The sequence below is a fragment of the Variovorax sp. WS11 genome, from assembly GCF_010499245.1.
In the GTDB taxonomy this organism is placed as follows: Bacteria; Pseudomonadota; Gammaproteobacteria; order Burkholderiales; family Burkholderiaceae_C; genus Variovorax.
Genome location: NZ_JAAGOW010000001.1, coordinates 3,233,003 through 3,241,933, shown reverse-complemented (window position 1 = coordinate 3,241,933; position 8,931 = coordinate 3,233,003). Strand labels below are relative to the sequence as shown.

Below are 8,931 nucleotides of genomic sequence, written 5' to 3'. Positions count from 1 at the left end.
ATGGACCTCGAAGCACGCGGCCACAGCGAGCACCCGGAGGAACTGCGGCTCTGGCTGCGCCTCCTCACCTGCACCCAGCTGATCGAGAAGCAGGTGCGCAACGAGCTGCGCGAGCAGTTCGGCACCACCCTGCCCCGCTTCGACCTGATGTCGCAGCTGGAGCGCGCGCCCGACGGGCTGAAGATGAACGAGCTGTCGCGCCGCATGATGGTCACCGGCGGGAACGTCACCGGCATCACCGACCAGCTGGTGGCGGAGGGACTGGTCGAGCGCGTCGACGTCGAAGGCGACCGCCGCGCCTGGCGCGTCCGGCTCACGGCGCGCGGGCGCCGGCTGTTCAATGACATGGCGCAGCAGCACGAGGCATGGATCGTCGACGCCTTCGCGGCGCTCAACGCCAAAGAGATCGCGCAGCTGCACAAGCTGCTCGGCAAGGTCAAGCAGCATTCCCATCAGCAACTGGCGGAGGCCCTATGAAGCACTACATCGGCGCAGGCAATCCCATGCATGCGCAATTCGAACCGAAATCCGCCTACCGGGCCGAGCACTTCAGCTGGGCCTTCGACGGCGGTGTCGGCACCATCACCCTGAACCGGCCGGAGCGCAAGAACCCGCTGACCTTCGACTCCTATGCCGAGCTGCGCGACCTGTTCCGCGTGCTGAACTACGCGACCGACGTCAAGGCGATCGTGGTGACCGGCGCGGGCGGCAACTTCTGCTCGGGCGGCGACGTGCACGAGATCATCGGCCCGCTGACGAAGATGCGGATGCCGGAGCTGCTGGAGTTCACTCGCATGACGGGCGACCTGGTGAAGGCCATGCGCCACTGCCCGCAGCCGATCGTGGGCGCGATCGACGGCGTGTGCGCGGGTGCCGGCGCGATGATCGCGCTGGCCTGCGACCTGCGCTACGGCACGCCGGCCACGAATACCGCCTTCCTGTTCACGCGCGTCGGGCTGGCCGGTGCCGACATGGGGGCCTGTGCGCTGTTGCCGCGGGTGATCGGCCAGGGCCGCGCCTCGGAGCTGCTGTTCACCGGCCGTGCGATGACGGCGCAGGAGGGCCAAGCTTGGGGCTTCTTCAACGCCTTGCACGAAAGCGATGCGCTCTTGTCCGCCGCCGCCACCATGGCGCGCAAGCTGGCCGAAGGCCCGAGCTTCGCGCACGGCATGACCAAGACCATGCTCTCGCAGGAATGGGCGATGACCATCGACCAGGCGATCGAGGCCGAAGCCCAGGCGCAGGCGATCTGCATGCAGACCGAGGACTTCAAGCGCGCCTTCGAGGCCTTCGCGGCCAAGCGCAAGCCGGTGTTCGGCGGGGACTGACACGATGGCTGCATCCGCAACGCCCCCCTCCACGGCGCATCTGGCGCTTCCCTTCTTCGATGATGCGCATCGTGCGCTGGCGCACGATCTGCTGCCCTGGGCGGCCGCGCAATCGGTGGACGAGCGCGACGATCGCGCCGCTTGCCGCGACTGGGTGAAACGCCTTGGCCAGGGCGGCTGGCTGCGCTATTGCGTGCCGGCGGCCTCGGGCGGCGCGCTGGAACGCCTGGACTCGCGCGCGCTGGTGCTGCTGCGCGAAACCCTGGCCTTCCATTCGCCGCTGGCCGATTTCGCCTTTGCGATGCAGGGCCTGGGCAGCGGCGCGATCACGCTGGCGGGCAGCGCGGCGCAGCAACGCGACTACCTCGGGGCCGTGGCGCGCGGCGACAAGATCGCGGCCTTTGCGCTCAGCGAGCCCGAGGCCGGCTCGGACGTGGGCGCGATGGCGATGCAGGCCGTGGCCACGCCACAGGGCTGGCGCCTCGATGGCGAGAAGACCTGGATCAGCAACGGCGGCATCGCGGACTTCTACTGCGTGTTCGCCAAGACCGACCCGGCGGCCGGATCGCGCGGCATCAGCGCCTTCGTCGTCGATGCGAACGCACCCGGCCTCGATACCTCCGCGCATATCGAAGTGATGGCGCCGCATCCGCTTGCCACGCTGCGCTTCGAAGAGTGCACGGTGCCGCGCGAAGCCCAGCTCGGAGAGGTAAACGGCGGCTTCAAGCTCGCGATGCGCACGCTGGACATCTTCCGTGCCTCGGTCGCGGGCGCCGCTCTCGGCATGGGGCGACGCGCCCTGGCAGAAGCCGTGCGCCATGCGAGCAACCGGCGCATGTTCGGGCAGACCCTGGCCGACTTCCAGCTCACGCAGGCCAAGCTGGGCGAGATGGCCGCGCTGATCGACAGCGCGGCGCTCCTGACCTACCGCGCCGCCTGGATGCGCGACGACAGCGAAAGCCGCGGCGCGCCGCCGGCCGGCGACATCACGGCGGCCGCCGCGATGGCCAAGATGTGCGCCACCGAGAACGCGAGCCGCGTGATCGACATGGCGCTGCAGATGCACGGCGGGCTTGGCGTGAAGGTGGGCACCAAGGTCGAGAGCCTGTACCGCGACATCCGCTCGCTGCGCATCTACGAGGGCGCGACGGAAGTGCAACAGCTGATCATCGGCAAGTCGGTGCTGCGGAGCGTGTCATGAGCGCGCAGGTCGACCGATTCGTCCACGATCGGCTGCCGCCGGCAGAGCAGTTGCCGACGTTGCGCTATGACCTGCCCGAGCTGCAGCTGCCGGACCAGTTGAACCTCGTGGAGGAACTGCTGGACAAGGCCGACTCCAAGCCCTGGGCCCACAGGCCGATGCTGCGCTCGCCGGCGCGCACGCTGAGCTATGCCGAGGCCGCAACGGAGGTCAACCGCATCGCGCAGGTGCTGGTGGAGGACCTGGGCCTGGTGCCTGGCAACCGCGTGCTGCTGCGTGGCGGCAATTCGATCGCGATGGCGCTGGGCTGGCTCGCGGTGGTGAAGGCGGGGCTGATCGCGGTCGCCACCATGCCGCTGCTGCGCGCCAAGGAACTGGGCGACATCATCGAGAAGGCGCAGCCCGTGGTCGCGCTGTGCGATGGCCGGCTGCTCGAGGAGCTTCGGAGTGCGCAGCAGGCCCACCCGGTGCTCAAGACACTGATCGCCTTCAACCAGCCCGAGACGTCCGACTCGCTGGAGGCGCGCGCCGCCGTCAAGAGCGGTGTGTTCAAGGCCTGCTCGACGGCCGCCGACGATATCGCCCTGCTGGCTTTCACTTCGGGCACCACAGGCAAGCCGAAGGCGCCGGTGAGCACGCACCGCGACGTGCTCGCGATGTGCCAGACCTGGCCGCGCCACGTGCTGCGCGCGCGCAGCGAGGACATCGTGCTCGGCTCGCCGCCGCTGGCCTTCACTTTCGGGCTGGGTGGCTTGCTGGTCTTCCCGATGTGGGCCGGCGCCTCGGTCTATTTCAGCGACGGGCCCTACACGCCGGAAAACATGGTCAAGACCATTCGCGATGTCGGCGCCACGATCTGCTACACCGCACCCACCTTCTATCGGCAGATGGCGCCCTTTGCGAAGGCGCTGGGCCTGCCCACGCTGCGCATCAGCGTGAGCGCCGGCGAGGCGCTTCCCGATGCGACGCGCCAGCTGTGGAAGGACGCCACCGGCATCGAGATGCTGGACGGCATCGGCGGAACCGAGGTGTTCCACATCTACATTTCGGCAGCCGCCAACGAAGTGCGGCGCGGGGCGGTCGGCAAGGCCGTGCCCGGCTTCACTGCAAAGGTGGTGGACGACGAGGGCAAGGAGGTGCCACGCGGCACCGTCGGCAAGCTGGCGCTGATCGGCCCGGTCGGCTGCCGCTACCTTGACGACCCGCGCCAGGCGGACTATGTGAAGAAGGGCTGGAACTACCCGGGCGATGCATTCGTGCAGGACGAGGATGGCTACTTCTTCTACCAGTCGCGCGCCGACGACATGATCATCACGGCCGGCTACAACGTGGGCGGGCCGGAGGTCGAGGACGCGCTGCTCAAGCATCCCGCCGTCGCCGAGTGCGGCGTGATCGGCAAGCCGGACGAGGAGCGCGGAATGATCGTCAAGGCCTTCTGCGTGCTCAAGCCCGGCCAGACCGGCGATGCGGCCCTGGTCAAGGCGCTGCAAGACCACGTCAAGGCCACCATCGCACCCTTCAAGTACCCAAGGGAGATCGAGTTCGTCGCCGGCTTGCCGCGCACCGAAACCGGCAAGCTCCAACGATTCAAACTGAGGCAGATGACATCATGAACAAACTCTTGCAACCGCCCGGCTGGGCGCCTCCCAAAGGCTACGCAAACGGCGTCGCAGCGCGCGGCACGATGGTTTTCGTCGGCGGACAGGTCGGCTGGAACGGGCAACAGCAATTCGTCTCGGACGACTTCATCGAGCAGGCCGGCCAGGCACTGCGCAACATCGCCGAGATCCTGCGCGAGGGCGGTGCCGGGCCCGAGCACATGGTGCGGATGACCTGGTATGTGACCGACCGCGACGAATACAACCGGCGCCTGGGCGAGCTCGGGCCGGTCTACCGCGACGCGATGGGGCGCAACTTCCCTGCGATGACCTGCGTTCAGGTCGCTGCGCTGGTCGAGGGGCGCGCGAAGGTGGAGATCGAGGTCACGGCCGTCGTGCCGGACTGACCAACAGGCGTCGAAGCTACAGGTAAGCGCCGTCCTCGGCGCCAGGGTCGGACAGGATCAGTGCCGCGCGATAGGCGGCACGGCCGGCCACCTTCGTCTCCGCGGCCAGCGTCTTCCACAGTTGGTCGCGCTCGACCGGGGACAGCACGTCCGGCTGGTCGATCAACGAATGCGCAATGGCCAGCAGCGAAATGGCCGAGGTCAGGCAGAAACTGAGCGCAGACATCGTCGGCCTGCCGCGGTAATTGGCTTGCTCCCCACGACGAATCTGTTCCTGTTCATTCTCGTCGAGCGAAAGAAGATCGGTCGTCGGGTGGAATGGGACGGCGGGTTGGTTGTCGAAAACGTGGTGAACGACCTGCTGGACGGCATCCATCGCGTTTTCGACCAGATCGCGTGAAATCGAAGGATCAGTCATGAAATTTAACGTCTCCGGCATTCATGGACTTTTTCCTTCATTGCTGAGAATTCTGCTGACCAAATGTTACACATGGCAGGGGCATGAATCCATGACTTTTGTCACATCCGCTACTCGTTTAGGCCATGCGCAGGATAAAAGAGTAGTTTTTTCTTAATAGAAGACGAGGTCTGCCATTCGCCGGAAATTGGCGCAGCGCTGTATTGCGCAGTCGGCGGCCGCGAGGCAAATGGAGCTTTATTTACGCGTACTGCAAAAACAAAAACGCCCACTCGAAAGTGGGCGTTTTGTTATTTGCGAACAACTCGAATTCGCAAAATATTTGGTTGCGCGAGCAAGATTTGAACTTGCGACCTTTGGGTTATGAGCCCAACGAGCTACCAGGCTGCTCCATCGCGCGGCAGACTAATATTATAGCTTATTCTTCGCCAGCCTGCTCGTCGGCAGGGGTATCGGCGATTTCAGGACGATCGACCAGTTCGACCAAGGCCATGGGCGCGTTGTCACCCACGCGGAAGCCCATCTTCAGGATGCGCGTGTAGCCACCCGGACGCGCCTGGTAGCGCGGGCCCAGCTCGCCGAACAGCTTGACCACGCTGTCGCGGTCACGCAGGCGGTTGAAGGCCAGGCGCTTGTTGGCGACCGTCGGATTCTTGGCCAGGGTGATCATCGGCTCGATGACGCGGCGCAGTTCCTTGGCCTTGGGGACCGTGGTTTTGATGACCTCATGCTCGATGAGCGAGTTCATCATGTTCTGCAGCATCGCCAGACGGTGCGAGCTGGTGCGGTTGAGTTTGCGGAGTCCGTGTCCGTGACGCATGGTGAGTTCCTTTCCTTATCAATTGCGCACAGCCGGATCAGGTACTGTGCGTTCACCGTTTGCTAGAAGAAAACAAGGCTTGCCGCACGCGGCAGCCTTGTCCTTGCGGCTTAACGCTTATCCAAGCCAGCCGGCGGCCAGCTTTCGAGCTTCATGCCCAAGGTCAGGCCGCGGGAGGCGAGCACTTCCTTGATTTCGTTGAGCGACTTGCGACCCAGGTTCGGGGTCTTCAGCAGCTCGTTCTCGGTGCGCTGGATCAGATCACCGATGTAGTAGATGTTTTCGGCTTTCAGGCAGTTGGCCGAGCGGACCGTGAGCTCGAGCTCGTCGACCGGGCGCAGCAGGATCGGATCGAACTGCTGGGCGCTGCGCGGCGCCGGCTGGTCGAAGGCGGCGAGTTCGCCACCCTCCAGCTGCGCGAAAACGGCCAGCTGCTCGACCAGGATCTTGGCCGAGGCGCGGACCGCGTCTTCCGCGGTGATGGCGCCGTTGGTCTCGATTTCGACCAGCAGCTTGTCCAGGTCGGTGCGCTGCTCGACGCGGGCGCTCTCAACGGTGTAGCTCACGCGCTTGACCGGCGAGAAGGAAGCGTCGAGCACGATGCGGCCGATCGACTTGGTTGGCTCGTCCGCATAGCGGCGCATGGTACCGGGCACGTAGCCGCGGCCCTTCTCGACCTTGATCTGCATGTCGAGCTTGCCGCCTTGCGACAGGTGCGCGATCACGTGGTCAGGGTTGATGATCTCGACGTCGTGCGGCGTCTGGATATCCGAGGCGGTGACGGCGCCTTCACCGTCCTTGCGCAGGCTCAACGTGACTTCGTCGCGGTTGTGGAGCTTGAACACCACGCCCTTGAGGTTCAGCAGGATGTTGACGACGTCTTCCTGCACGCCATCGATGGACGAGTACTCGTGCAGCACGCCGGCGATCGTCACTTCGGTGGCGGAGTAACCCACCATCGAGGACAGCAGCACACGGCGAAGCGCGTTGCCGAGCGTGTGGCCGTAGCCGCGCTCGAAAGGCTCGAGCGTGACCTTGGCCTTGTTGGCGGCCAGTTGCTCGACCTGGATGGTCTTGGGTTTCAACAGGGTGGTTTGCATGCAGACTTCCTCTCAATACCCCCGGCTCGTTACACCGGTAAGGCTGGTGAAGTGCCCGGCCGCGGCGCCGCGACAGGGAACAAAAATCAAAAGTTCGGGCCGCCGATAGGCGGCACGTCATCGCCTGTTATCGCGAATACAGTTCGACGATCAGCGATTCGTTGATGTCGGCACCGAACTCGTCGCGATCGGGCACCTTCTTGAAGGTGCCTTCGGCCTTGTCGGCATTCACTTCGACCCAGGCCGGGATGCCGACCTGCTGAGCCAGTTGCAGAGCCTCGGCGATGCGGTTCTGCTTCTTCGACTTGTCGCGCACGGCGATCACGTCGCCGGTCTTGACCAGGTACGACGGGATGTTGACCGACTGGCCATTCACCGTGATCGCCTTGTGCGAAACCAACTGGCGCGCTTCGGCGCGCGTGGAGCCGAAGCCCATGCGGTAGACCACGTTGTCCAGGCGCGATTCGAGCAGGAACAGCAGGTTGGCGCCGGTGTTGCCACGGCGACGATCGGCTTCCTCGAAGTAGCGGCGGAACTGCTTCTCGAGCACGCCGTACATGCGCTTGACCTTCTGCTTCTCGCGCAGCTGCAGGCCGAAGTCGGAAGTACGCTGGCCCGAGGTGCGGCCATGCTGGCCGGGCTTGGAGTCGAACTTGGCCTTGTCCTGGATCGAGCGGCGGGCGCTCTTGAGGAACAGGTCGGTGCCTTCGCGGCGGGAGAGTTTGGCCTTGGGGCCGAGGTAGCGTGCCACTTGATCTTCCTTTGTGTCATCTACCGCAGGGGTCTGCGGGAGCCATCAGCGGCGTGCCGATGGCGGTGGGCTTGTTGAAAAAACAAAACGCGCAGCCGGCCCGGAAGCTGGCTGCGCCGAACGCCTTCGCCTCAGATGCGACGGCGCTTCTGCGGACGGCAGCCGTTGTGCGGAACCGGCGTCACATCGGCGATCGAGTTGATGCGAATGCCGAGCGCGGCCAGCGCGCGTACCGACGACTCACGACCCGGGCCGGGGCCCTTGATCTCGACGTCGAGGTTCTTGATGCCTTGTTCCACCGCAGCCCGGCCGGCGACTTCGGAAGCGACCTGCGCAGCGAAGGGCGTCGACTTGCGCGAGCCCTTGAAACCCTGGCCACCGGACGACGCCCACGACAGGGCGTTGCCCTGGCGATCGGTGATCGTGATGATCGTGTTGTTGAACGAGGCGTGCACGTGCGCGATGCCGTCCGCCACGTTCTTGCGGACCTTCTTGCGAACGCGCTGTGCGGCGTTGTTGGCAGGAGCTTTAGCCATGCTTGTCTATCCTTACTTCTTCAGGGACTGCGCGGCCTTGCGCGGACCCTTGCGGGTACGGGCGTTGGTGCGCGTGCGCTGGCCGCGCATGGGCAGGCCGCGACGGTGACGGAAGCCGCGGTAGCAGCCGATGTCCATCAAGCGCTTGATGTTCATCGTCGTTTCGCGGCGCAAGTCGCCTTCGATGGTGAAGAGCGCGATCTGATCGCGGATCTTCTCGAGATCGGCGTCGGTCAGATCCTTGATCTTCTTCGAGTATTCGATGCCGCTCGCTTCGCAGATCTTGCGGGCGCGGGTGCGACCGATGCCGAAGATAGCCGTCAGGCCGATCTCAGCGTGCTTGTGCGGCGGAATGTTGATGCCAGCAATACGTGCCATGTGCGTCCTCTTAAATCTCTAGCTCAACCCTGGCGCTGCTTGTGGCGCGGGTCGGTGCAGATCACGCGCACGACACCTTTGCGGCGGATGATCTTGCAATTGCGGCAAATGGTCTTGACCGAAGCCGAAACTCTCATTTCACTCTCCTAAAACTCTGTTCAACCCGGCGACTCACTTCGCCCTAAACACAATGCGCGCCCGGTTCAAGTCATAGGGCGTCAACTCGACGGTGACCTTGTCACCTGGAAGGATGCGGATGTAGTGCATCCGCATCTTTCCGGAAATATGTCCCAGCACGATGTGGCCGTTTTCCAGCTTGACCCGGAAGGTCGCATTCGGAAGGTTCTCCAGAACCTCACCCTGCACCTGGATGACATCGTCCTTCGACATCTCA

13 protein-coding genes and 1 tRNA gene are annotated in these 8,931 nt (G+C 64.7%); 5 read left to right on the top strand and 9 right to left on the bottom strand.

Features of this window, described 5'->3' with window-relative positions; translation table 11 throughout:
* The 5 genes from GXN78_RS16080 to GXN78_RS16060 are packed head-to-tail and all read left to right on the top strand — an operon-like array spanning window position 1 to window position 4,534.
* Window positions 1–477 (top strand): MarR family transcriptional regulator, encoded by a 477-nt coding sequence (locus tag GXN78_RS16080; protein WP_106556350.1) that lies wholly within the window; start codon window positions 1–3, stop codon window positions 475–477.
* Window positions 474–1,328 (top strand): enoyl-CoA hydratase family protein, encoded by an 855-nt coding sequence (locus GXN78_RS16075; RefSeq protein WP_106556351.1) that lies wholly within the window; start codon window positions 474–476, stop codon window positions 1,326–1,328. The genes GXN78_RS16080 and GXN78_RS16075 overlap by 4 nt, the downstream gene beginning before the upstream one ends.
* A gap of 4 nt (window positions 1,329–1,332) precedes the next feature.
* Window positions 1,333–2,529 carry an acyl-CoA dehydrogenase family protein gene (locus GXN78_RS16070; RefSeq protein WP_106556352.1) on the top strand — a complete coding sequence of 399 codons (1,197 nt, stop codon included), beginning with the start codon at window positions 1,333–1,335 and terminating at the stop codon, window positions 2,527–2,529.
* Window positions 2,526–4,142, top strand: a complete 1,617-nt coding sequence (locus tag GXN78_RS16065) for an AMP-binding protein (protein ID WP_106556353.1) — start codon at window positions 2,526–2,528, stop codon at window positions 4,140–4,142. Before GXN78_RS16070 ends, GXN78_RS16065 begins: the two co-directional genes overlap by 4 nt.
* Entirely contained in the window at window positions 4,136–4,534 is a 399-nt protein-coding gene (locus GXN78_RS16060) for a RidA family protein (RefSeq protein WP_106556458.1), read from the top strand. The genes GXN78_RS16065 and GXN78_RS16060 overlap by 7 nt, the downstream gene beginning before the upstream one ends.
* A gap of 16 nt (window positions 4,535–4,550) precedes the next feature.
* On the opposite strand, the gene GXN78_RS16055 is transcribed toward GXN78_RS16060, so the two are convergent.
* From GXN78_RS16055 to infA, 9 genes are all read right to left on the bottom strand, one after another.
* Window positions 4,551–4,952, bottom strand: a complete 402-nt coding sequence (locus tag GXN78_RS16055) for a hypothetical protein (RefSeq protein WP_146163029.1) — start codon at window positions 4,950–4,952, stop codon at window positions 4,551–4,553.
* A gap of 323 nt (window positions 4,953–5,275) precedes the next feature.
* Window positions 5,276–5,352, bottom strand: a tRNA-Met gene (locus GXN78_RS16050).
* A gap of 18 nt (window positions 5,353–5,370) precedes the next feature.
* On the bottom strand, window positions 5,371–5,772 hold the full coding sequence (gene rplQ, locus GXN78_RS16045; RefSeq protein WP_106556355.1) for a 50S ribosomal protein L17: 402 nt from the start codon (window positions 5,770–5,772) through the stop codon (window positions 5,371–5,373).
* A 110-nt stretch (window positions 5,773–5,882) separates the two neighbouring features.
* Entirely contained in the window at window positions 5,883–6,872 is a 990-nt protein-coding gene (gene rpoA, locus GXN78_RS16040; protein ID WP_086919805.1) for a DNA-directed RNA polymerase subunit alpha, read from the bottom strand.
* Between the two features lie 127 nt (window positions 6,873–6,999).
* Window positions 7,000–7,623, bottom strand: a complete 624-nt coding sequence (gene rpsD / locus GXN78_RS16035) for a 30S ribosomal protein S4 (protein WP_106556356.1) — start codon at window positions 7,621–7,623, stop codon at window positions 7,000–7,002.
* 131 nt (window positions 7,624–7,754) lie between these two features.
* A complete protein-coding gene (rpsK, locus tag GXN78_RS16030) occupies window positions 7,755–8,159 on the bottom strand; it encodes a 30S ribosomal protein S11 (RefSeq protein WP_009124825.1) in 405 nt (134 codons plus the stop codon).
* Between the two features lie 12 nt (window positions 8,160–8,171).
* The gene (rpsM, locus tag GXN78_RS16025; RefSeq protein WP_019653977.1) at window positions 8,172–8,537 is read right to left on the bottom strand and encodes a 30S ribosomal protein S13; all 366 of its coding nucleotides are present in this window, start codon (window positions 8,535–8,537) and stop codon (window positions 8,172–8,174) included.
* Window positions 8,538–8,560: 23 nt separating this feature from the next.
* Window positions 8,561–8,674 (bottom strand): 50S ribosomal protein L36, encoded by a 114-nt coding sequence (gene rpmJ / locus GXN78_RS16020; RefSeq protein WP_038201958.1) that lies wholly within the window; start codon window positions 8,672–8,674, stop codon window positions 8,561–8,563.
* Between the two features lie 34 nt (window positions 8,675–8,708).
* Window positions 8,709–8,927, bottom strand: a complete 219-nt coding sequence (infA, locus tag GXN78_RS16015) for a translation initiation factor IF-1 (protein ID WP_106556357.1) — start codon at window positions 8,925–8,927, stop codon at window positions 8,709–8,711.
* Window positions 8,928–8,931: the final 4 nt, after the last annotated feature.

Excerpts from the sequence above, each read along its gene's own strand:
- GXN78_RS16065 (WP_106556353.1), top strand. The coding sequence starts at position 2,526 with ATGAGCGCGCAGGTCGACCGATTCGTCCACGATCGGCTGCCGCCGGCA.
- rplQ (WP_106556355.1), bottom strand. The coding sequence starts at position 5,772 with ATGCGTCACGGACACGGACTCCGCAAACTCAACCGCACCAGCTCGCAC.
- GXN78_RS16075 (WP_106556351.1), top strand. The coding sequence starts at position 474 with ATGAAGCACTACATCGGCGCAGGCAATCCCATGCATGCGCAATTCGAA.
- rpmJ (WP_038201958.1), bottom strand. The coding sequence starts at position 8,674 with ATGAGAGTTTCGGCTTCGGTCAAGACCATTTGCCGCAATTGCAAGATC.
- rpsK (WP_009124825.1), bottom strand. The coding sequence starts at position 8,159 with ATGGCTAAAGCTCCTGCCAACAACGCCGCACAGCGCGTTCGCAAGAAG.
- GXN78_RS16080 (WP_106556350.1), top strand. The coding sequence starts at position 1 with ATGGACCTCGAAGCACGCGGCCACAGCGAGCACCCGGAGGAACTGCGG.
- infA (WP_106556357.1), bottom strand. The coding sequence starts at position 8,927 with ATGTCGAAGGACGATGTCATCCAGGTGCAGGGTGAGGTTCTGGAGAAC.
- GXN78_RS16070 (WP_106556352.1), top strand. The coding sequence starts at position 1,333 with ATGGCTGCATCCGCAACGCCCCCCTCCACGGCGCATCTGGCGCTTCCC.
- rpsM (WP_019653977.1), bottom strand. The coding sequence starts at position 8,537 with ATGGCACGTATTGCTGGCATCAACATTCCGCCGCACAAGCACGCTGAG.
- rpoA (WP_086919805.1), bottom strand. The coding sequence starts at position 6,872 with ATGCAAACCACCCTGTTGAAACCCAAGACCATCCAGGTCGAGCAACTG.
- GXN78_RS16055 (WP_146163029.1), bottom strand. The coding sequence starts at position 4,952 with ATGACTGATCCTTCGATTTCACGCGATCTGGTCGAAAACGCGATGGAT.